General features: G+C 62.1%; 19 protein-coding genes. 18 read left to right on the top strand and 1 reads right to left on the bottom strand.

Annotated features, from left to right (window positions below; genetic code table 11):
• Positions 1–14: 14 nt before the first annotated feature.
• The 16 genes from pyrH to tilS all read left to right on the top strand — a co-directional run bounded on the left by pyrH (position 15) and on the right by tilS (position 18,963).
• Positions 15–776: a UMP kinase gene (gene pyrH, locus L1071_RS00445; protein ID WP_246967339.1), complete on the top strand. Its 762-nt coding sequence runs from the start codon at positions 15–17 to the stop codon at positions 774–776.
• A 4-nt stretch (positions 777–780) separates the two neighbouring features.
• Positions 781–1,338: a ribosome recycling factor gene (gene frr / locus L1071_RS00450; RefSeq protein WP_246967342.1), complete on the top strand. Its 558-nt coding sequence runs from the start codon at positions 781–783 to the stop codon at positions 1,336–1,338.
• Between the two features lie 50 nt (positions 1,339–1,388).
• A complete protein-coding gene (gene uppS / locus L1071_RS00455; RefSeq protein WP_246967345.1) occupies positions 1,389–2,147 on the top strand; it encodes a polyprenyl diphosphate synthase in 759 nt (252 codons plus the stop codon).
• The gene (locus L1071_RS00460) at positions 2,140–2,940 is read left to right on the top strand and encodes a phosphatidate cytidylyltransferase (RefSeq protein WP_246968492.1); all 801 of its coding nucleotides are present in this window, start codon (positions 2,140–2,142) and stop codon (positions 2,938–2,940) included. The genes uppS and L1071_RS00460 overlap by 8 nt, the downstream gene beginning before the upstream one ends.
• An 8-nt stretch (positions 2,941–2,948) precedes the next feature.
• Positions 2,949–4,154: a 1-deoxy-D-xylulose-5-phosphate reductoisomerase gene (gene ispC, locus L1071_RS00465; protein WP_246967348.1), complete on the top strand. Its 1,206-nt coding sequence runs from the start codon at positions 2,949–2,951 to the stop codon at positions 4,152–4,154.
• Between the two features lie 40 nt (positions 4,155–4,194).
• Positions 4,195–5,550, top strand: coding sequence for a sigma E protease regulator RseP (gene rseP, locus L1071_RS00470; protein WP_246967350.1), 1,356 nt, complete (start codon positions 4,195–4,197; stop codon positions 5,548–5,550).
• 197 nt (positions 5,551–5,747) lie between these two features.
• The gene (gene bamA / locus L1071_RS00475; RefSeq protein WP_246967353.1) at positions 5,748–8,084 is read left to right on the top strand and encodes an outer membrane protein assembly factor BamA; all 2,337 of its coding nucleotides are present in this window, start codon (positions 5,748–5,750) and stop codon (positions 8,082–8,084) included.
• An 84-nt stretch (positions 8,085–8,168) separates the two neighbouring features.
• Positions 8,169–8,672: an OmpH/Skp family outer membrane protein gene (locus L1071_RS00480; RefSeq protein ID WP_246967356.1), complete on the top strand. Its 504-nt coding sequence runs from the start codon at positions 8,169–8,171 to the stop codon at positions 8,670–8,672.
• A 47-nt stretch (positions 8,673–8,719) separates the two neighbouring features.
• Positions 8,720–9,769: a UDP-3-O-(3-hydroxymyristoyl)glucosamine N-acyltransferase gene (gene lpxD / locus L1071_RS00485; RefSeq protein ID WP_246967359.1), complete on the top strand. Its 1,050-nt coding sequence runs from the start codon at positions 8,720–8,722 to the stop codon at positions 9,767–9,769.
• A gap of 114 nt (positions 9,770–9,883) precedes the next feature.
• Positions 9,884–10,327 (top strand): 3-hydroxyacyl-ACP dehydratase FabZ, encoded by a 444-nt coding sequence (gene fabZ, locus L1071_RS00490; protein ID WP_246967361.1) that lies wholly within the window; start codon positions 9,884–9,886, stop codon positions 10,325–10,327.
• The gene (gene lpxA, locus L1071_RS00495) at positions 10,324–11,091 is read left to right on the top strand and encodes an acyl-ACP--UDP-N-acetylglucosamine O-acyltransferase (RefSeq protein ID WP_246967364.1); all 768 of its coding nucleotides are present in this window, start codon (positions 10,324–10,326) and stop codon (positions 11,089–11,091) included. The genes fabZ and lpxA overlap by 4 nt, the downstream gene beginning before the upstream one ends.
• Before the next feature lie 12 nt (positions 11,092–11,103).
• Positions 11,104–12,267, top strand: a complete 1,164-nt coding sequence (lpxB, locus tag L1071_RS00500; RefSeq protein WP_246967367.1) for a lipid-A-disaccharide synthase — start codon at positions 11,104–11,106, stop codon at positions 12,265–12,267.
• A complete protein-coding gene (rnhB, locus tag L1071_RS00505) occupies positions 12,264–12,866 on the top strand; it encodes a ribonuclease HII (RefSeq protein WP_246967370.1) in 603 nt (200 codons plus the stop codon). The genes lpxB and rnhB overlap by 4 nt, the downstream gene beginning before the upstream one ends.
• A gap of 80 nt (positions 12,867–12,946) precedes the next feature.
• Positions 12,947–16,453: a DNA polymerase III subunit alpha gene (dnaE, locus tag L1071_RS00510; protein WP_246967373.1), complete on the top strand. Its 3,507-nt coding sequence runs from the start codon at positions 12,947–12,949 to the stop codon at positions 16,451–16,453.
• Between the two features lie 173 nt (positions 16,454–16,626).
• Positions 16,627–17,580 carry an acetyl-CoA carboxylase carboxyltransferase subunit alpha gene (locus L1071_RS00515; protein WP_246967376.1) on the top strand — a complete coding sequence of 318 codons (954 nt, stop codon included), beginning with the start codon at positions 16,627–16,629 and terminating at the stop codon, positions 17,578–17,580.
• Positions 17,581–17,706: 126 nt separating this feature from the next.
• Positions 17,707–18,963, top strand: a complete 1,257-nt coding sequence (gene tilS, locus L1071_RS00520) for a tRNA lysidine(34) synthetase TilS (protein ID WP_246967379.1) — start codon at positions 17,707–17,709, stop codon at positions 18,961–18,963.
• Here the strand turns inward: tilS and ppx are convergent.
• Complete coding sequence (ppx, locus tag L1071_RS00525; RefSeq protein WP_246967382.1) at positions 18,950–20,446, bottom strand: exopolyphosphatase; 1,497 nt, start codon at positions 20,444–20,446, stop codon at positions 18,950–18,952. The two genes, tilS and ppx, sit on opposite strands and share 14 nt — an antisense overlap.
• Before the next feature lie 119 nt (positions 20,447–20,565).
• On the opposite strand from ppx, the gene L1071_RS00530 reads away from it, so the two are divergent.
• Both L1071_RS00530 and rho read left to right on the top strand, forming a co-directional pair.
• Positions 20,566–20,898 (top strand): thioredoxin family protein, encoded by a 333-nt coding sequence (locus L1071_RS00530; protein ID WP_246967385.1) that lies wholly within the window; start codon positions 20,566–20,568, stop codon positions 20,896–20,898.
• 431 nt (positions 20,899–21,329) lie between these two features.
• Positions 21,330–22,589: a transcription termination factor Rho gene (rho, locus tag L1071_RS00535; protein WP_246898808.1), complete on the top strand. Its 1,260-nt coding sequence runs from the start codon at positions 21,330–21,332 to the stop codon at positions 22,587–22,589.
• Positions 22,590–22,755: the final 166 nt, after the last annotated feature.

Raw genomic sequence — 22,755 nt, forward strand, 5'->3', positions numbered from 1 at the left:
CGAGGAGAGTCCGAATGTCTGTTCCCACCGATCGTAGCGCCGCTTCCCAGGAGCGTAACGAGAAGTCGAAGTACAAGCGCATTCTGTTGAAACTGTCCGGCGAAGCCCTGACGGGTGAGCACGAGTTCGGGATTGACCCCAAAGTGCTCGATCGCATGGCGCTGGAAATCGGCCAATTGGTCGGAATCGGTGTTCAGGTGGGGATCGTGGTCGGCGGCGGCAATTTGTTCCGTGGGGCGGCGCTCCACGCGGCGGGCATGGAACGCGTCACCGGTGATCACATGGGTATGCTGGCCACCGTCATGAACGCGCTGGCCATGCGCGATGCCCTGGAGCGTTCCAATATTCGTTCGCGGGTGATGTCGGCGATTCCCATGAGCGGTGTCGTCGAGCATTACGACCGGCGTACCGCCATTCGTTACCTGACCTCGGGCGATGTGGTGATTTTCTCTGCGGGGACCGGTAACCCGTTCTTCACTACCGACTCGGCGGCCTGCCTGCGCGGCATCGAGATCGATGCCAATGTGGTGCTCAAGGCGACCAAGGTGGATGGTGTTTACAACAAGGACCCGGTCAAGCACAGCGATGCCACCAAGTACGAACGTCTCTCCTACGACGATGTGCTCGACCAGAAGCTCGGCGTGATGGATTTGACCGCTATCTGCTTGGTGCGGGACCATGATATGCCGGTGCGCGTGTTCGATATGACCAAGCCGGGGGCCTTGCTCAACCTCGTGGTTGGGGGCAAGGAAGGAACGCTGGTAGATAGAGGCTGAAACAGTGATCAACGATATTAAGAAAGACGCCGACTCGCGCATGAAGAAAAGCGTCGAGTCGCTGAATGCCAACTTCCACAAGATCCGTACCGGGCGCGCGCATCCCAGCTTGTTGGATGCGGTGCACGTGGATTACTACGGTGCCGACATGCCGCTCAATCAGGTGGCCAGCGTCAATGTGGAAGATGCGCGGACTCTGGCGGTGGTGCCGTGGGAAAAGAGCATGGTGCCCAAGGTCGAGAAGGCCATCATGACCTCCGGCCTGGGTCTCAATCCCGCCGCTGCGGGTAATGTGATTCGCGTGCCTTTGCCGCCACTGACTGAAGAAACGCGCCGCAATTACATCAAGCAGGCGCGCGGTGAGGCGGAAAACGCGCGGGTTGCGATCCGCAACGTGCGGCGTGATGCCAACGGTGATCTCAAGGCGCTCCTCAAGGAGAAAGAGGTCACTGAAGACGATGAGCATCACGCCATCGATGAGATCCAGAAGATGACCGACAAGTATGTCGCCGAAATCGATAAGCTTCTGGAAACCAAGGAACATGACCTGCTGCAGGTCTGAGAGGTGACCGTCGGGACGCGCTTCCGTCGATCTCCATGATACGGGATCCCATGACCTCACAGCCGTTTTCTCCACCCCGTGCGGGCGAGCTGCCACGCCACGTGGCGGTCATCATGGATGGTAACAATCGCTGGGCGCGTGCACGTGGGCTGTCCGGCATCCGCGGGCATCGCGCGGGTGTCGAGTCGGTGCGTGCAGTGATTCGCCGCGCCGCCGAGCGTGGCATCGACACGCTGACCTTGTTCGCCTTCTCCAGCGAGAACTGGAAACGCCCTGCCTCCGAGATTGACGCGCTGATGGAGCTTTTCTTGATCGCCCTCAAGCGCGAGGTGAAAAAGCTCCACAACCATGGTATCCGGCTTTCGGTGATCGGCCAGCGCGAGGCGTTTTCCACGTCCATCCAGCAATATATCGAGCGTGCCGAGACCATGACCCGCGACAATCAGGGCCTTCACCTGGTGATTGCGGCCAATTATGGTGGCCGCTGGGATATTACGCGTGCCGCGCGACGGTTGGCGCAGCGGGTCTCGGCGGGGGAGCTGTCGCCCGACGCCATCGATGAGGAAGCACTGGGCGCTGAAATCAGCCTGTCCGATGAAGCACCCGTCGACTTGTGTATCCGCACTAGCGGTGAGCAACGGGTTTCCAACTTCTTGCTGTGGCAACTCGCCTACGCGGAATTCTATTTCACTCCCGAGCTGTGGCCGGATTTCGGTGCCGAGGCATTCGATGCTGCGCTAAGTGCCTACCAAGAGCGTCAGCGCCGTTTCGGCATGTCCCCGGAACAAGTCGAGGCGCATGGTGCTTAGGCAACGTATCCTCACGGCGCTGGTCCTGGCGCCATTGGCGCTGCTCGGCCTGTTCGGGCTCACTGGTCCTCTTTTTGCCTTGTTTACGGGGGCGATCGTGCTGATCGGTGCCTGGGAATGGGCCAACCTGGCCGGTTTCAAGCGCCAACTGCCGCGTCTTGCCTTCGTCGCCGCCTGTGCCGTGGCGATGCTTCTTCTATGGCTGAGCGGTGCCGTGCACCAGCCTTGGCCGTTGTGGTTGGGTATGTTGGGTTGGCTGGCCAATCTCTATTGGGTGGTTCGCTACCCCCAGCAACACGCGCAATGGCAAGGTCGTGTGGTGCGCCTGGGCATGGGCCTGTGGGTGCTGTTACCGTGCTGGATCGGCTTCGTGCAATTGCGCGACGACGGCGCGGCATGGCTGCTATTCGTGCTGTTGCTGGTGTGGGTTGCGGATATCGGTGCCTACTTCGCGGGGCGTGCGTTCGGGCGCCGCAAACTGGCTGTGCACGTGAGCCCCGGAAAATCCTGGGAAGGCGTCTATGGCGGTATGGCGGCGGTCGCAGTGCTGGCCCTGGTCTTCGCACAGTGGCAGGGAGTGGCCGGCAGTGATGCACTGTGGCTGATGGTCTTGGCGCTGCCAGTGGTGCTGATCTCGGTGCTGGGCGACTTGTTCGAGAGTATGCTCAAGCGCCAACGCGGCTTGAAGGATTCGAGCCACTTGCTGCCCGGACACGGCGGTGTACTCGATCGCATCGACAGTTTGACCGCCGCGATTCCGCTTTTCGTATTGTTGCGCCCATGGTTGGGCTGAGGTGACGCATGGAATATGCCGATTGCGCTCGGATACAACGTGTGACCGTGCTCGGAGCCACCGGCTCCATCGGTAAGAGCACCCTCGATGTCATTGCCCGTCATCCCCAGCGTTATCGACTGCATGCCTTGACCGCCTACCGTTCGCGCGAAACGCTGCGCGATCAATGCTTGGTTCATCGTCCCGATGTTGCGGTACTCGGCGAGGAGCGCGACGCTGCCTGGCTGCGTGATGCTCTCGCCGAGGCGGGCATCGATACCCAAGTGCGCGCCGGTGAGGCGGCGTTATCGGAAGTGGCCGGAAGCGCCGACAGCGAGGTGGTGATGGCCGCCATCATGGGGGCGGCCGGCTTGATGCCGACGCTGGCCGCAGTGCGCGCCGGCAAGCGCGTGCTGCTCGCCAACAAGGAAGCCCTGGTGATGTCCGGCGCGCTGTTCATGGAGGCCGTCGAACGCCATGGTGCGGTATTGTTGCCCATCGATTCTGAACATAATGCCATTTATCAGTGTCTACCCACCGAGCACCGTGGTGGGTTGGCACGTCAGGGCGTGACGCAGTTGTTGTTGACCGCTTCCGGCGGGCCTTTTCGTGACTGGTCCCAGACGCAGCTGAAAGCCGTGACGCCGGAGCAGGCGTGTGCGCATCCCAACTGGTCGATGGGCCGCAAGATCTCGGTGGATAGCGCTACGTTGATGAACAAGGGGCTCGAGCTGATCGAGGCATGCTGGTTGTTCGATGCGCGGCCGGAACAGATTCAGGTCGTGGTGCATCCGCAAAGCGTCGTTCACTCCATGGCCGCGTATAGCGATGGCTCGGTGATCGCGCAGTTGGGCAACCCCGATATGCGTACGCCGATTGCCTATGGGCTGGCCTGGCCCGAGCGCATCGATGCTGGCGTGGCGCCGTTGGATCTGTTTCAGGTGGCGCGCCTCGACTTCGAGGCGCCCGATGAAGCACGCTTCCCGTGCCTGCGTCTCGCCCGTGAGGCAATGGCCGCAGGCGGTACCGCCCCGGCCACGCTCAATGCCGCGAATGAAGTGGCGGTGGAAGCGTTTCTCGATGCACGGCTCGGGTTCGCGGATATTCCACGCCTGGTGGCGGCGGTCTGCGAGGCTTGCGAGGTGCATTCGGCGCATGAATTGAGCGCGGTGCTGGCCGCAGACGAGGCGGCGCGGCGCGAGGCCGAACGTCAATTGACGCGGTTCGCGTCATGATGCGCGGGCTTGGCAAGCCGCAGGAAGGAGGTCGACCCCCATGGGCGTGATTGAGAATCTGCTGGCGGTCATCGTGGTGCTAGGGTTGTTGATCACCTTCCACGAGTACGGCCATTTCTGGGTGGCGCGGCGTTGTGGCGTGAAGGTGCTGCGTTTCTCAGTGGGCTTCGGCAAGCCGCTATGGTCGCGCGTCGACCGCCATGGCACGGAGTTCGCCGTAGCTGCGATCCCGCTGGGTGGCTACGTCAAGATGCTCGACGAGCGTGAGGGCCCGGTGGCACCGGAGGAGCAAGCGCAGGCATTCAATCGTAAGAGTGTCTGGGCACGCATCGCCATTGTCTCGGCTGGACCGCTGGCGAACTTTTTGCTCGCCTTCGTCGCCTATTGGGCGCTGTTCGTCTATGGCACGACTACGGTGGCGCCGGTGATCGGTGACATTGCTGCGGACTCGCCGGCTGCCAAGGGCGGCTTGCAGTCCGGACAGGAGATCGTGGCCGTCGAGGGCGAGCACACGCCTTCCTGGGGGGACGTCAATCTCAAGTTGGTGGCGGCGATTGGTGCCAACGGTGAGCTCGAGGTCACGACGCGTGATTCCGAGACGGCTTCGCAAGAGCGTCATCGCGTGCCGGTCAACGACTGGTTGGTACGCCAGGATCCGCCGCGCCCCTTGGCCACGTTGGGGGTGACGCCATGGCGTCCCGAGCTGCCCGCCGTGCTGGGAGAGGTGCTGGATGATGGGCGTGCCCAGCAAGCCGGGCTGCAGAGCGGCGACCGTATCGTCAGCGTCGACGGTGTCGCCGTCGAGGATTGGATGGCATTCGTCGAACGGGTGCGTGACAACCCCGGTAAGACGCTTGCGCTGCGAGTCGAGCGTGACGGTGAACGCCGCGACGTGGAGTTGACGCCGGCCACGCGCGAGCAGGAAGACGGCGCGGCGATGGGTTATATCGGCGTGGGCGTGCAGACTACCGAGTGGCCCGAGCGTTACCGTCGCGAGATTCGTTATGGGCCGCTGGACGCGATCGGTGAGGCGGTGAGCAAGACCGGCGAGATGAGCTTGCTCACGCTGGATTCGATCCGCAAGATGCTGGTCGGGTTGATCTCGCCCTCCAATCTGTCGGGGCCGGTGACGATTGCACGTATCGCGGGCGATTCCGCGCGTAATGGCGTGGAAAGCTTCATCAGCTTCCTGGCCTATTTATCGATCAGCCTGGGGGTCCTCAATCTCTTGCCGATTCCCGTGCTCGACGGCGGTCACTTGGTGTACTACCTGATCGAAGCGGTGCGGGGGCGTCCGGTGCCCGAGGCGGTACAAGCCTTTGGGTTGCGCATCGGAGTCGCCTTGGTGGGTTCGTTGATGTTGATGGCGTTGTATTTCGATTTGATGCGTCTGTAGGGGGCGTCGTTGCGAGACAGCCCGCCAGCGGGCTTTAATGTGGGCCATCAATGGCATGTCGTAAGCGGCCATCGGCCGCAAGGATGAGCGACCCGGGTGTCACGGCGAGGCGGGGTACGACCTTGCCAGTCACCTAGGGAAATGTATAAGGTGCCTGTTCCATGAGCGGGCGGACTCGAGAAAAGCGAATCGACTGCATGAAGATCAAGACCATCGGATTGGCGGCGCTGCTGCTGTCAGCGACTCCTGCGGCACTGGCGGCCTCCTTCGAGATTTCAGATATTCGCGTGGAAGGGCTGCAGCGCGTATCGCCGGCATCGGTGTTCAATGCCTTTCCAGTCAGTGCGCGCGACCAGGTCGATGACCGCGAATTGGCCGAAGCATCGCAGGAACTGTTCGATACCGGCCTATTCGACGACATTGAGCTGTCGCGTGATGGCGATGTATTGATCGTCAACGTGGTCGAGCGCCCCACCATCGCCAGCATCGAGCTCAACGGCAACTCTCAGGTGGCCGATGAGGACCTTCGCAAGGGCATGACCGAGGCCGGGCTCGATGAAGGCCAGGTGTTGCAGCGTTCGACGCTCGATGAGGTGCAGCGCGAGCTCGAGCGGCTTTACCAATCCCAAGGGCGTTATAGCGCCAATATCGAGACCAGCGTCGAGGAGCTCGACAACAACCGCGTCGAAGTCGATATCGATATCAACGAGGGTGCGGTCGCCAAGATTCACCAGATCAACTTCGTCGGCAATCAAGACTTCGACGACGATACCCTGCGTGACTTGTTCGCGCTGGAAGACAAGCCGGGTTGGTTCTTTGGCTGGTTTTCCGACGATGAATATTCTCGCGACAAGCTCTCGGGCGATCTCGAGACGCTACGCTCCTTCTACCTGGACCGCGGCTACGTCAATTTCGACATCAGCTCGTCTCAAGTGTCGATCAGTCCCGACAAGTCCGACATCTTCATCACCATCAACGTCGATGAAGGCAAACGCTACAAGCTCGACGAGGTTCGTTTTGCGGGCGATCTCAAGATCGACGAAAGCGAGGCGCGTGAGCTGGTGACCGCCGAACCCGGTGAATATTATTCGGAAAGCGCGATGACCGAGTCTTCCGAGGCCTTGCGTAAGCGCCTCGGGGCCGAAGGGTTCGCCTTCGCCGAGATCAACAGCGTGCCCGAGGTCGATGCCGACGGCGATACCGTGGATGTGACCTTCCAGGTCGAACCGGGGCGGCGTGCCTATGTGCGGCGCATCAATTTCGAGGGCAATACCACGACCCAGGACGAAGTGCTGCGTCGCGAGATGGTCCAGATGGAAGGCGCACCGGCTTCCACCGACCAGATCAGTCAATCCCGCGAGCGTCTGGAGCGCCTGGGCTTCTTCCGCTCGGTGGATGTCGAAACGCGCCCTGTGTCCGATGAGTCCGACCAGCTTGACGTGACCTACAACGTCGAGGAGCAGCCATCCGGGTCGGTCTCGGCCAGCCTGGGCTTTTCGCAAAGCGCCGGGGTCATCTATGGTGCGTCGTTGTCCCAGAGCAACTTCCTGGGGACGGGCAACCGCGTCAACGTCAATGCGCAGAAAGGTGACTATTTCACCAACCTCAACTTCGGCTACACCGACCCCTACTGGACGCTGGACGGCATCTCGCGCGGCTATAATCTCTATTATCGCGAGACCAATTACGAAGACTTCGACGACATTTCGACCTATTCCTCGGATGCCATCGGCGGCAGCGTCAACTTCGGCTATCCGATCAACGATCTATCGCGGCTGAACTTCGGCTTCGGCGTCGAGGATCTGTCGCTCGATACCTATCGCGATACGCCGGCTGAAATCGTCCAGTACACGGACGACGAGGGTGAGGACTTCATGAATTACAAGCTCACCGCCAGCTGGACGCGCAACAACCTCAATCGCGGCATCATGCCCACCGACGGCAGCTATCAGAAACTGTCGCTGGAGACTGCGGTGCCGGGAAGCGATACGCAGTACTACAAGACCCGCTATGAAGGTCAGAAGCTGTTTGAATTCCGTCCCGAGTGGTCACTGAAATTCAGTACTAACGTGGGCTATGCGGACACCGTCGGTGACGATGCCTACCCGTTTTACGAAAATTTCTACTCGGGTGGACTGGGCTCGGTACGCGGCTTCTCCAGCAATACGTTGGGGCCGAATACCACGCCACGTAATGACGGGGACGATGACACCCTGGGGGGTAACGTGCTCGTCGAAGGCTCGGCCGAGTTGATCTATCCCTTCCCTTGGGTCGAGGACCGCCGTTCGCTGCAGACCAGCGTCTTCTTCGATGCTGGTAACACCTACTTGACCGATTGCTACGATGTGCCGGAGGGTACAAGTTCTAGCTGCAGCAGTGGTGTGGATATGGGTGACCTGCGCTATAGCGTCGGGCTAGGACTTTCCTGGCTGACCCCGGTGGGACCGTTGACCTTCAGTGTCGCCAAGCCGCTCAGCGACGAAGACGGTGATGATACTCAGGTCTTTCAATTCTCGCTGGGTCAGACCTTCTAAAGCAGGCTGACACAGCGTCATGCGCCAAGTGCGGTGGCGTGACCGCCGCACCGAGTGACCATAACGAATCAAGGAGAGGGTGTGATGCGCAAATTGACGGGTGCCCTGTGTCTTGGGGTGATGAGTGTGCTGTCCATGCCGGCCATGGCGAACGAGGTTGGCGTTATCGACTGGCGTCAGGCGTTGCTGGATTCGGATGCCGCCCAGCGTTCGATGAACGAGCTCAAGAATCAGATCGGCGACAAGAAGCAGCGCGCCGAGTCACTCAGCCAGGAATTGCAGCAGTTACAACAGAAGCTGCAGCAAGATGGCGCGGTGATGTCCGATTCTGAGCGCACTAACGCTCAACAGGAGTTGCGTACCAAGGGTTCCGAGTTCCAGCAGTTGCGTCAGCAGATTCAGCGCATGCAACAGGAAAAGGAACAGTCCTTCATGCAGTCGGCCAAGCCCAAGCTCGACCGTGCCGTCGAACAGGTCGTCGAGCGGCATGACTTGGACCTCGTGGTGGATCGTGATGCGGTGGTGTATTCAGAGGATAGCCTCGACGTCACCGAAGAAGTTACCCGCATCTTTAACTCGCTCAACTGAGCCCATGGGGCGCCGATGGCGCCCATGGCTAGCGGTTCCAAGCGCACATGAAGACCCTTACTCCTTGCGCCTTCACGCTCGGTGAACTGGCCGAACGTCTCAAGGCTCGCTTGGTCGGCGATAGCGATCATCGTGTCACCGGCCTGTCTACGTTGCTTGATGCGGGCCCGAACGACATTACGTTCCTGGCCAACAAGACCTATCTCAAATACTTGCACGAAACGCGCGCGGCCGCCGTGCTGGTGCACCCCGCGCATGGCGCCGAGGTGCCGTGCGCGCGGCTCGAACTCGATAACCCTTATCTCGGTTACGCTGAGCTATCGAGGCTTTTCGATCCGCTGGCGGGGCAGGCACCGGAAGGCGTTCACCCCAGTGCGGTGGTTGCCGAAAGCGCGCGTCTCGGCGCGCGTGTTTCGGTCGGTCCGCAGTGCGTGATCGACGCCGGCGCCGTCATTGGTGATGGCTGCGTGATCGGTGCCGGCAGTATCGTCGGCGCGCACAGTGAAATCGGTGCTGACACCCGGCTGCATGCCAATGTCACCGTCTATCATGGCGTGAGTATCGGGCGGCGAGCCATCTTGCACAGTGGCTGTGTGGTGGGCGCCGATGGCTTCGGTTTCGCTCACGATGGCCAAGGCTGGCACAAGATAGCGCAACTGGGTGGTGTCATCGTGGGCGACGACGTCGAAATCGGTAGCTGCTCGAGCATCGACCGCGGTGCGTTGGGTGATACGTTGATCGGCGATGACGTCAAGATCGACAGCCAGGTGCAGATCGCGCACAACGTGCAGGTCGGCGACCATAGCGCCCTGGCGGGGTGCGTGGGGATCGCGGGATCGACCCGCGTGGGACGCCACTGCATGCTGGGGGGCGGCGTAGGCCTATCGGGGCACCTGACGATTTGCGATGGCGTTCAGATCACCGGTATGAGTCTTGTCACCAATTCCATCCACGCGCCTGGGGTTTATTCCTCGGGAACGGGCTCCATGCCCAATGGCTTGTGGCGCAAGAACGCGGTGCGCTTCAAGCAGCTCGACGATCTCGCCAAGCGTCTGGCGCGTCTGGAACGGGATGCCTCGGACGCCACCCAAGGCTGATGGCTGCTAGCGAGGCGGATCTGTATAATCCTCATCCATCCAGATAGGCGGAGTACTCCGTCCTCGTGTGCCTGTCTTCATGGCAGGCACTTCGTTATTTCAGAGGTTGTATCGATGGTAATGGACATCAACGAGATCCGTGAGTATCTACCGCACCGTTATCCGTTCTTGCTGGTGGATCGCGTCATGGAGATCACGGTCGGCGAGTCGATCGTCGCCTGCAAGAATGTCAGCATCAACGAGCCTTTTTTCAATGGGCATTTTCCGCATCACCCCATCATGCCTGGCGTGTTGATCATCGAGGCCATGGCACAGGCATGCGGTATCCTGGGTTTCAAGACCGTTAACAAGATGCCCGCCGACGGTTATGTCTATTATCTTGTAGGAAGCGATAACGTGCGCTTCAAGCGTCCGGTGATGCCGGGCGATCAGTTGCGCCTGGAAGCCAACGTCATCAAGGGCAAGCGCGGGATCTGGAAATTCGCCTGTCGTGCTACGGTCGACGGCGAGCTAGCCTGCGAAGCCGAGATCATCTGTGCCGAGAGGAAAGTCGCTTGATTCATCCCACCGCCATCGTCGACCCCAGTGCGCGTGTGTCCGATGACGTCGACATCGGCCCGTTCTGCGTGATTGGCCCCGAAGTGGAAATTGGGGACGGCACGGTGATCGGTCCGCACGTGGTACTCAAGGGGCCCACGCGCCTGGGGAAGCGCAATCGGATTTTCCAGTTCGCCTCCGTGGGCGAGGACTGTCAGGACAAGAAATACGCCGGAGAAGCCACCCGTCTGGAGATGGGCGACGACAACGTCGTGCGTGAAGGCGTGACCCTGCATCGCGGCACGGTGCAGGACAAGGAAGCGACCATCATCGGCTCGCGCAACCTCTTTATGGCCTATGCGCACGTCGGCCATGACTGCGTAATCGGCGATGATTGCATCCTCGCCAACCAGGCGACCCTGGCCGGGCATGTCACCATCGGCGATCACGCCATTCTCGGTGGCCTCTCGGCGATCCATCAGTTCTGCCATATCGGTACCCATGCCATGTGTGGCGGCGGCTCGATCATCACCAAGGACGTGCCAGCCTATATTATCGTCAACGGTAACCCTGCGCAGGCGCATGGGCTCAACCTGGTGGGACTCAAGCGCCGCGGCTTCTCGCGCGAGGCCCTGCGGGCGTTGGGCGAAGCCTACCGCACCGTTTATCGCCAGGGTTTGACCATGGAGCAGGCCCTTGAGCGTATCGAGAACAATGTCGAAGGTCCGGAAGTCGCGACATTCCTGGCGTCGCTGAAGGATTCGCAGCGCGGCATTACGCGCTGAACGAGGCACGTCATGCGTATCTACCTGGTCGCGGGAGAGCTGTCGGGCGATATCCTCGGCGCCGGCTTGATGCAGGCGCTGAAGCGTCGCCATCCCGACGCCGAATTTCGCGGTATCGGCGGTCCGCGCATGCTCGCCGAAGGCTTGCATTCGCTGTATCCGCTGGAGACGCTCTCGGTCATGGGTCTGGTCGAGGTGCTCAAGCACCTGCCGGGGCTGATCAAGGTCCGGCGTCATTTGCGGCGTGATGCACTGGCCTGGGAGCCGGACGCGATGATCGGCATCGATGCGCCCGACTTTAACCTGGGGCTTGAGCGTCAATTGCGTGACACCGGCATCCCCACTGCGCATTACGTCAGCCCCTCTGTCTGGGCGTGGCGCCAGGGCCGGGTGAAGTCCATCGCCCAGTCGGTCGATGCCATGCTCACCTTCCTGCCCTTCGAGGCGGCCTTTTACGTGCGTCATGAAGTGCCGGTGGCCTTCGTCGGGCATCCGCTGGCCGATGAACTGCCGTTGGTCAACGATCGCCAGGCGGCCCGCGCTGCGCTTGGATTATCGTCCACGGCGCCGCTGCTGGCGTTGTTGCCGGGTTCACGGGGTAATGAAATCCGCTTTTTGGGGCCGACGTTCCTGGAGAGCGTCGCCTGGTTGCGCGAACGCCTCCCCGACCTGCAGGTGATCGTGCCGGCGGCCTCCCCGGCGCGTCGCGAGGAACTCGAGGCGCTGCTGGCCGAGCATCCGGTTCGCGATATCGTCGTCCTGTGCGATGGCGAGTCGCGCCAGGCGATGGCCGCCGCCGATGCGGTGCTGCTCGCCTCCGGAACCGCTGCGCTCGAAGCCATGCTCTGCCATCGTCCCATGGTGGTGGCCTATAAGATGGCGCCTACTACGCACTGGTTGGCCAAGCGCATGGTCAAGACCGATTGGATCTCGCTGCCCAATCTTATCGCTCAGGAGACGCTGGTGCCTGAGCTGATACAGGACGCCGCCAGTCATGAGGCGATCGGTGCGGCGCTGCTCGAATGGCTCGGCGATGACGCCAAGCGCCAGGCGATGGAGACGCGTTTTGCCGACTTGCACGCCACGCTCCAGCGCGGCGCCAGCGAGCGCGCTGCCGAGGCCATCGACGGCCTGATTACCCACGGCCGCTTGCCGCTACAGGAGGAAAACACATGACGGGACTACCCCCGTTGGTGATCGATTATCAGGGCACGTGCCTGGCGGGCGTCGATGAAGTCGGACGCGGCCCTCTGGTGGGTAGCGTGGTGGCGGCGGCGGTGATTCTCGACCCGGCGCGTCCCATCGAAGGGTTGGCCGACTCCAAGACCCTCAGCGAAAAACGCCGCCTGGCATTGGCCGAGGCCATTCGCCAACACGCCACGGCCTTCGCGGTGGGCGAAGCATCGCCCGCCGAGATCGACACTCTCAACATCTACCACGCCACGCATCTGGCCATGCGGCGGGCCATCGACGCCCTGCCGGTGGCGGCGGAATATCTGCTGGTGGACGGTAATCGGATGCCGGGGCATCATGTGCCAGGGCAGTGCGCGGTCAAGGGCGACCAGCGCCATGAGGCCATCGGCGCCGCCTCGATTCTGGCCAAGGTGACGCGCGACGCGCAGATGCTCGCGCTGCATGAGCGCTATCCCGAGTATGGGTTTGCGCGCCACAAGGGCTATCCTACCCGTGAGCACCGCGAGGTGCTCGAGCGCCTGGGGCCGCTCGAGGAACATCGCCGCTCGTTTGCGCCGGTCAAGCAGTGGCTGTCGGTATAGCGCCGCATCACACCGTTACCCAATTCATTCAGGAAGATGTCGCCCGAGCGGCATCGTCCGTTTCGTCTCAAGAGCTCGTCATGACTACGCCTTTCGTTCATCTGCGCGTGCACAGTGAATATTCCTTGGTCGATGGCCTGGTGCGCTTGAAGCCGCTGATCGAGGCGACGGCCAAGGGCGGCATGCCCGCTGTGGCCGTGACCGACGATTCCAATCTGTTTGGCTTGGTCAAGGCCTATAAGGGCACCCAAGGCGCGGGGCTCAAGCCGATCATCGGCGCTGACCTGTGGGTGGAGAATCCCCACGACGAGACACATCCCTACCGCGTGACGCTGTTGGCGATGGACAACCACGGCTACCGCCATCTCACCGAATTGATCTCGCAGGGCTGGAGCGAGGGGCAGCAGCGCGGCCAGGGTATCCTCAAGAAGGAATGGATCTTTGCGCGCAGCGCGGGACTGATCGCCTTGTCCGGTGCCCGCGAAGGGGAGATCGGGCGTCACCTTCTGACCGAACACGGCCAGGCGGCGCGGGAACTGTGCGATGCCTGGAATGCTGCTTTTCCTGGGCGGTTTTATCTGGAAGTCCAGCGCACCGGGCGTGAGCACGACGAGGAATGTCTGCATCTCTCGGTGGCACTGGCAGCCGAGACTCAGACGCCGGTGGTGGCGACCAATGACGTGCGCTTCTTGAGCCGCGAGGAATTCTGGGCCCACGAAACGCGGGTGGCGATCGGCGAGGGCAAGGCGCTCGACGATCCGCGCCGCGAACGCTGTTACAGCGAAGAGCAGTACTTGAAGAGCCCGCAGGAAATGGCTGAGCTGTTCGCCGATCTTCCCGAGGCGCTGGAAAATAGCGTGATGATCGCCGCGCGCTGCAACGTCGACGTGCCGCTGGGTGAAATCTTCCTCCCCGAGTACCCGGTGCCGGATGGCATGACCATGGAGAGCTTCTTCCGCAAGATCTCTCACGACGGCCTCACCGAGCGGCTCGAAAAGCTCTTCACCGGCGAGACGCCGATCTACCCCGGACGCGATCTCAGTGAGCACGAGGGCGCCTATCGCGAGCGGCTCGATTTCGAGCTCAATATCATCCTCGAAATGGGCTTCCCCGGGTACTTCCTGATCGTCATGGACTTCATCCAGTGGGCCAAGGATAACGATATTCCGGTGGGGCCGGGGCGTGGTTCCGGGGCCGGCTCGCTGGTCGCCTACGCCCTCAAGATCACCGACCTGGACCCGCTCGAATACGACCTGCTGTTCGAGCGCTTCCTCAACCCGGAACGCGTGTCGATGCCCGACTTCGACGTCGATTTCTGCATGGAGAAGCGCGACCGGGTCATCGAGTATGTGGCCAGCCGTTATGGGCGAGACGCCGTCTCGCAGATCGTGACCTTCGGCACCATGGCTGCCAAGGCCGTGGTGCGCGACGTGGCCCGCGCCCAGGGCAAGCCGTATTCGATGGGCGACAAGCTCTCCAAGCTGATCCCCTTCGAGGTCGGCATGACCCTGTCAAAGGCCATCGAGCAGGAGCCGGCGCTCAAGGAATATCTGGGCAACGATGAGGAATCCCAGGAAATCTGGGACATGGCGCTCAAGCTCGAGGGGATCACGCGCGGCACCGGCAAGCACGCCGGTGGGGTGGTGATCGCGCCCACCAAGCTGACCGATTTCTCGCCGCTTTTGTGCGAGGAAGACGGCAGCGGGCTGGTGGTGCAGTACGACAAGAACGACATCGAGGAAGCCGGGCTGGTCAAGTTCGACTTCCTGGGGCTGCGCACGCTGACCATCATCGACTGGGCGTTGGAGATGGTCGATACGGTGCGCGCCCGTGAAGGGCAGGGACCGCTGGATATCGCTTCGATCCCGCTGGATGACGTGCCTACCTTCGATATGCTCAAGAAGGCCGAGACCACGGCGGTCTTCCAGCTCGAATCACGCGGCATGAAGGAGTTGATCAAGCGTCTGGAGCCTGACTCGCTGGAGGACATGATCGCCCTGGTGGCGTTGTTCCGTCCAGGGCCGCTGCAATCCGGCATGGTCGATGACTTCATCAACCGCAAGCATGGCCGCGCCGAGGTCGCCTACCCGCATCCGGAGTATCAGCACGAGCTACTCAAGCCGGTGCTCGGCCCCACCTACGGCATTATCCTCTATCAAGAGCAGGTGATGCAGATCGCCCAGGTGATGGCAGGCTACAGCCTGGGCCAGGCGGACATGCTGCGCCGCGCCATGGGTAAGAAGAAGCCCGAGGAGATGGCCAAGCAGCGCGCCGGTTTCATGGAGGGCTGCGCGGCCAACGGCATCGACCAGGATCTCGCCGGCAACCTCTTCGATCTGGTGGAGAAATTCGCCGGTTACGGTTTCAACAAGTCGCACTCGGCGGCTTACGGCCTGGTCTCGTACCAGACGGCGTGGCTCAAGGCGCATTACCCCGCGCCCTTCATGGCGGCGGTGCTGTCCACCGAAATGGATAACCTCGACAAGGTCGTGCCGCTGATCGAGGAATGTCGCAAGCAGGGGCTGACGGTCACGCCGCCGGACGTCAATATGGGCAGCTACAAGTTCACTGTCGATGAGCAGAACCGTGTCGTCTATGGCCTGGGTGCGATTCGCGGCGTCGGCGAAGGGCCCATCGGGGCGATCGTCGAGGCGCGCGAGGCCGACGGTGCCTTCGACGATCTGTTCGATTTTTGTCGCCGTGTCGACGCCAAGCGCCTCAACAAGCGTACATTGGAAGCCTTGATCCGCTCCGGCGCGCTGGACAACCTGGGACCGACCCGGGCGGTGTTGATGGCGTCGCTGGATGCCGCGCTCAAGGCGGCGTCGCAGAGCAATGCCAATGCCAGCGCGGGGATGATCGATATGTTCGGCGACGCCTTCGTCGAACCGGAAAGCGGCGATGTCTACGCCGATTACCACCATGCCCGCGAGTGGACCGACAAGGAGCGTCTGGCCGGCGAGAAGGATACCCTGGGCCTGTACCTGACGGGCCATCCCATCGACGAATACGAAAGCGAGCTCAAGCGTTTCGTGTCGACGCGCATCGTCGATCTGAAACCCCAGCGCGGCGAGTCGCAGCGTGTCGCGGGCCTGGTGGTGGCCATGCGCACCATGAAATCCAAGCGCGGCGATACCATGGCGTTCATTACCCTGGACGACCGTACCGGCCGTATCGAGGCCTCGCTGTTCGGCGAGATGTACGAGCAGATGCGTGGCAAGCTCGGCGCCGATGACGTCCTGATCATCGAAGGCGAAGTGAGTAGCGACGATTACTCGGGGGGCCTGCGCCTGCGCGGCAAGGAAGTGACGCCGATGGTCGATGCGCGCATGCGCTATGGCGAGGCCGTGGAACTCGCAGTGGATGGCGCGCGTCTCAATGGACGTTTCGCGCGCAGTTTACAAGATAGCCTCACGCGGTGGCGCGATCCCCAAGGGTTGCCGGTGCGTGTGCGTTACCGCAATCCTCAGGCCAGCGGCGTGCTGGAATTGGGGGAACCCTGGCGGGTGTCGCCCAGCGACGACTTGCTCATCGCCCTGCGAGAAGTAGAGGGGCAGGAGGCGGTGACATTGCGTTATCGTGGATGATTCCATCATCACGGACGAGGGTGCTTGGCGCGGGGTGTCTTGCGTGATGCGTTCAGGGTGCGATAATGCCGGTTTACGGCCGGTTGGCGCCATGCCCTGTCCGTCACAGCGTCGCCTCGCGCGACATCGGACGTGCGGCCCCGGGCTGCCCAAGACCACAAAGTAGACGTTCTATGAATCCCAACTACCTGGACTTTGAACAGCCGATCGCCGAGCTGGAAGCCAAGATCGATGAGCTACGCCTGGTCGGTAACGACAGCCGTATCAGCTTGAGCGACGAAATCGGCAAGCTTGAAGACAAGAATCGCAAGCTCACCGAATCGATTTTTCGCGATCTTAGCGCCTGGCAGGTATCGCAGCTCTCGCGTCATCCCCAGCGTCCTTACACGCTGGATTACCTCGATAGCCTGTTCGAGGACTTCGACGAGCTGCATGGCGATCGTCATTTCGCCGATGACGCCGCCATCGTGGGCGGCGTGGCGCGCCTTAACGACAAGCCGGTGATGGTCATCGGTCATCAGAAGGGGCGTGACGTCAAGGAGAAGGTGCGGCGCAACTTTGGTATGCCGCGCCCAGAAGGCTATCGCAAGGCGTGCCGGCTGATGGAAATGGCCGAGCGTTTCAAGATGCCGGTACTGACCTTTATCGATACCCCCGGCGCCTATCCCGGGATCGACGCCGAGGAGCGCGGCCAGAGCGAGGCTATCGCCTATAATCTGGCGGTCATGTCACGCCTCAAGACCCCGATCATTTCCACCGTCGTGGGCGAGGGTGGCTCCGGCGGAGCACTGGCGATAGGTGTCTGCGATGAGCTGCAGATGCTGCAGTATTCGACCTATGCGGTGATTTCCCCGGAAGGCTGCGCGTCGATCCTGTGGAAGAGCGCCGAGAAGGCCTCCGACGCCGCGCAGGCGATGGGTATCACCGCCGAACGCCTCAAGGAACTGGGCTTCGTCGATACCCTGATCAAGGAGCCGCTGGGGGGCGCGCATCGCAATCCGCAGAAGATGGCCGATAGCATCAAGGACGCACTGGGCGCGAGCCTCGAGCGGCTAGAGACCATGGAGACCGACGCCCTGCTGTCGCGGCGCTATGAGCGACTGATGAGTTATGGCGCGCCTGCCTGAGTGCATTTTGTGGGAGCGAACTTGTTCGCGAGTGCCAAGCGCACCAAGATCGAGAATAAATTCTCTCCCACTCCGTTAAGCATGACACTTAACCGAACTCCCTCGTTTTTGATCGGTGACGCCCTGATGGCTGTGCCATCAGGGCGACCTGTCTGGGTGGCGCTGTCCGGTGGCCTGGATTCCTCGTTGATGCTGACGCTGGCGGTGGCGGCGTGTCGTCGTCACCCTCGGCCGCTCTATGCACTGCACGTCAATCATGACCTGCAGCCGGCCGCCGAGGATTTCGAGCGGCATTGTCGGGCGCTCTGCTCCCGCCTGGGCGTCCCCCTCTTCGTCGAGCACGTGACGGTGGCGCGCGGTGAACGGGGCCTCGAGGCACACGCCCGTGAGGCGCGGCTTGCGGCGTATGCGCGCCGTGTCGCACCGGGAGACACACTGCTATTGGCGCAGCATGCCGACGATCAGGCCGAAGGCCTGCTGCTGGCGGGACTGCGTGGTAGCGGCTTGCGCGGCATGGCCGGCATGCCTGAGAGACGCGAGTGGCAAGGCCGTTTCATGGCCCGGCCGTGGCTGTCCGTGACACGCGCGACGCTGAGACGCGAAGCCGCGACACGCGATCTGCGTTGGGTCGAGGATCCGTCCAACGCCGACGAGCGCTTCGATCGTAACTATCTGCGCCACACGGTCATGCCGGCGCTGGCGGCACGCTGGCCGGGCGCGGCAACATCGCTGGCGCGCACCGCCGAGCAACTCGGCGAGAGCGATGCGCTGCTGGAAGAGCTGGCCGCAGAAACCTTGCAGGCGCTGGGGGGCGAGGCGGCCTGCTTGCCGGTCGCACGCCTCGCGACGCTCTCCCGGTCCCGCCAGCGTCTGCTGGCACGCCATGCCTGTCGGCGACTCTCCCTGCCCACGCCACCGCGCGCGCGCCTCGAAAGCGTGCTCGATCAATTGCAGGCCCGCGACGATGCCCAGGTCCATATCGATTGGCCGGGGGCGCAGGCCAGGCGCTGGCGAGGCCATCTCTATCTGCTGGCACCGCTGGACGCACCACCGACGGCGGATACCTTCCTGACCTGGGATGGCCGCGCGCCCCTGGAAACGCCGCTGGGCCCGCTGGCGTGGCAACTGCTTCCCGATTCTCCGCGTGATGTCAGTCTCATGCTGTGTTTGCGTCGGGGTGGCGAGACGCTGCGTCTACCAGGGCGCGGGCGACGCGATCTAAAGCGTGTGCTGCAGGAACGCCATGTGCCGCCGTGGCAGCGTGAGCGCCTGTGGCTGGCCTGGGAAGACGACACCTTGGTCGGCGTACTGGGCGTGGTCGCCGCCGAAGGCTGGCGGCTAGTGCCGATGCCCGACGGTGATGATTCGACTAAGCGTCGATAACCAGCGTGAAGCCGGCATTGCGTTGATAACGCGCCTCCTGTTCGAGGTCGGCCATCAGCAGCGGTTGGTCGGCCTGGTCGAGTGCCAGTCGCAGCGTGTCGCCATCGGCCTCGAGGTGGACGTCGAGGACAGGCTGCTCGGGACGCGAATGATTGAGCGCCACCGCCAGTCGCAATAGTCGCGCCAGGCGTGCATAAATCGATCGCGAGGCAGAGGGGAGGGCGTCGAGTTCCTTGCTGGGGAACTTACGTCGATGGGCACGCACCAGGAAGGCGAGGGCCTGTTGCTCGGGGCGTGAAAATCCGGCCAAGTCGGAGTTTTCCAGCAGATAGGCGCCGTGGCGATGAAACTGACTGTGTGAGACCGCCAGGCCGATTTCGTGCAACTCGGCCGCCCAGGCCAGGAAGCGTCGCTGCTCCTGGTTTAAGGGCCAAGCGTCGGCGATATGCGTGCAGAGGTGTTCGGCGGTGGTGCGTACGTTGTTTGCCTGACGCGTGTCGACGTCGAAGCGTCGGCGCAGCGTGATGAGCGCCGAGGCGCGGGAATCCTCGGCGGTATTGCGGCCGAGAAGATCATAGAGCACGCCTTCACGCAGAGCGCCGTCCGAGTAGCGCATGCGTTCGAGTTCGAAGGCCTCGAAGATGGCGCACAGAATTGCCACGCCCGCCGGGAATACCCGAGCCCGGTCGCTCTTGAGCCCTTCCATGGCGACTTTATCGAGTTTCTTGCACTTCAGCAGTCGGCTGCGCAAGTTCTTCAGCCCCTGGCGCGTGATCATGCCTTCCGGTGCATCGCCGTTCGCGGCCTGCACGGCGGCGATGGCCTTGATGGTGCCGCTCGAGCCGATCGGGTCCTGCCAGCCGAGCGTTTGATAGGAACGGCGAATGTTGGCAAGCTCGGAAAGCGCGGCGAGCTCGGCCTTGCGAAAAGCCTTCTCGGTGATTTCTTCATTGGCGAAGAAGCGTTGCGTATAAGCCACGCAGCCCATGTGCAGGCTTTCCAGTGCTAGCGGTTCGAAGCGCTCGCCGATGATGAGCTCGGTGGAACCGCCGCCGATGTCGATGATGAGCCGGCGTCCGTGGACTTCGGCCAGTGCATGCGCGGCACCCAGGTAGATCAAGCGCGCCTCCTCTCGGCCGGCGATGATTTCGATAGGGTGACCGATCAATGCCTCGGCGCGGTCGATCAGCGTCTGGCGGTTGTGGGCCGCGCGCAACGCATTGGTGCCCACGATGCGCACATCGCGGGCATCGAGGCCGCTCAAGTAAGGTGCGAAACGCTCCAGGCAGGCCAGCGCTCGCTCCATGGCCGCTTCGTCGAGGCGCTCCTCGTCATCGAGCCCGGCCGCCAGCTGTACCTTTTCGCCGAGCTTGGCGACGACCTGAAGTTGACCGGCGTAATGATTGGCCACCAGCAAGTGGAAGCTGTTCGAGCCCAGGTCGATGGCGGCGAGACGCCGAGGGGCCGGATGGCGGCTGCTCATGCGAGGATCCTTTTCACAGAAGTAGGGCAAGGTTGCGGGGGCGCTCAAGGCTTGTCAATTGTCGCCATGCGGCGTCCAATGAGGAATGATGAATTGGCCGAATATTCAGGAGACGGCGCATGTCCGAACGGCTTTTCGAAGTGACGGACGATACCTTCGAGACTCGCGTGTTGGAAGTAGCCACGCCGACCCTGGTGGCCTTCGTGGCGTCCTGGTGCGGTCCCTGCGTCGAATTGCGTCCCAGGTTGTCCGCCCTGGCCGACGCCCGCGAGACGACGTTGCAGGTCGCGCTGTGCGATGTCGACCTCAATACGGCTACGGCGAGCAAGTACGGTGTGCGCGGCATGCCGACCCTGGCGTTGTTTACCGACGCGGGGCTGGATACCACACGCGTGGGGGCGTTGTCCGCTGCGCAACTCGACACATGGCTCGATCACCAACTCGCGAATTGAGGCCGTGCCATGGAGATGGTCGATCCTCGACGACACACAGCGTAGCGCCCCGGCGTCACGCATGAGAAAAGTGGGCTTGCGTTTGGCTGGCGCCTTGACTACCATCGAGTCGTTCGCCTGTTCCGAATGCTTCCTGACCGTACACGCGGCATTGCCGTCGCGGTCCTTCAAGTCGTCAGATCGCCCCAAGTATTCCTGCCTTGCTAAGTCTCCCGATCAGGAGCTAGGTATGGCACCAGGCGACGCGAACCGAATCTCTCAATACCGTTTTTCGCCACCCCCTCGCGCGGCGATGCCTTGAGGCATGAATGCGACGAGTGGAATGGATTTCCTGGGGCCCTCTGAACGCACCGCGCGGCGCACAACCGCCTCCTGTCTTTTGTCCGGCAATCCCATTGCCTCGCCGACACGAGCAACCTCTGACGAAACCGATGAATCTTACCGAACTCAAGCAAAAAACCGTTCCCGAACTGCTGGAAATTGCCCGGGAAATGGGCATCGACAATCTGGCACGTTCGCGTAAACAAGACATCATTTTCGCCATTCTCAAGAAGCATGCGAAAAGTGGTGAAGACATTTATGGCGATGGTGTGCTGGAAATCCTGCAGGATGGCTTCGGCTTTCTTCGCAGCGCCGACAGCTCCTATCTGGCCGGCCCCGATGACATCTATGTCTCGCCGTCGCAGATCCGTCGCTTCAACCTGCGCAAGGGCGATAGCATCGCCGGCAAGATTCGGCCGCCGAAGGAAGGGGAGCGTTATTTCGCGCTGCTCAAGGTCAGCCAGATCAACTTCGATCGGCCCGAAAACGCCAAGCACAAGATCCTGTTCGAGAACCTGACGCCACTGTTCCCGCAGGAACGCATGGTGATGGAGATCGGCAATGGCTCGACGGAGGATCTGACCTCGCGGGTCATCGATCTTACGTCGCCCATCGGCAAGGGTCAGCGTGGCCTGCTCGTGTCGCCGCCCAAGGCGGGTAAGACGCTGATGCTGCAGAACATCGCGACGTCGATCACGCGCAACAATCCCGAATGCCATCTGATCGTGCTGCTCATCGATGAGCGTCCCGAAGAGGTCACCGAGATGTCGCGCACCGTGCGTGGCGAGGTGGTGGCCTCGACCTTCGACGAGCCGCCCGCACGCCACGTCCAGGTCGCCGAGATGGTCATCGAGAAGGCCAAGCGCCTGGTCGAGCACAAGAAGGATGTGGTCATTCTGCTCGATTCCATCACCCGCCTGGCGCGTGCCTACAACACCGTGGTGCCGTCCTCCGGCAAGGTGTTGACCGGCGGGGTCGATGCCCACGCGTTGGAAAAGCCAAAACGCTTCTTCGGCGCGGCGCGTAACATCGAGGAAGGCGGCAGCCTGACGATCATCGCCACCGCGCTGGTCGATACCGGCTCCAAGATGGACGAAGTCATCTTCGAGGAGTTCAAGGGTACCGGCAACATGGAGGCCCACCTCGACCGCAAGCTGGCCGAGAAGCGCGTCTATCCGGCGCTCAATATCCGCCGCAGTGGCACGCGCCGCGAGGACCTCATCGCCTCCGAGGAAGAAATGCAGCGCATGTGGATCCTGCGCAAGCTGCTCAACCCCATGGATGATATCGCGGCGACGGAGTTCCTGATCGATCGCTTGAAGGATACCAAGACTAACTTGGAGTTCTTCGAGGCCATGAAACGACGCTGATCCGGTGCTATTGCGCTCACGCAGACGGTGTTGAATCCTCCCTGGTGCGCCAGCCCGGTCGGCATGCTCATGTACAAACGCGTACACTCCGCTGCCTCAGTCGGATTCGCCTTGTCTGCGTGTCGCTCATGACGCACCTGCTGACTGCGGCCAGCCTTGATAACAT

The organism is Chromohalobacter sarecensis (assembly GCF_023061135.1).
Classification (GTDB): domain Bacteria; phylum Pseudomonadota; class Gammaproteobacteria; order Pseudomonadales; family Halomonadaceae; genus Chromohalobacter; species Chromohalobacter sarecensis.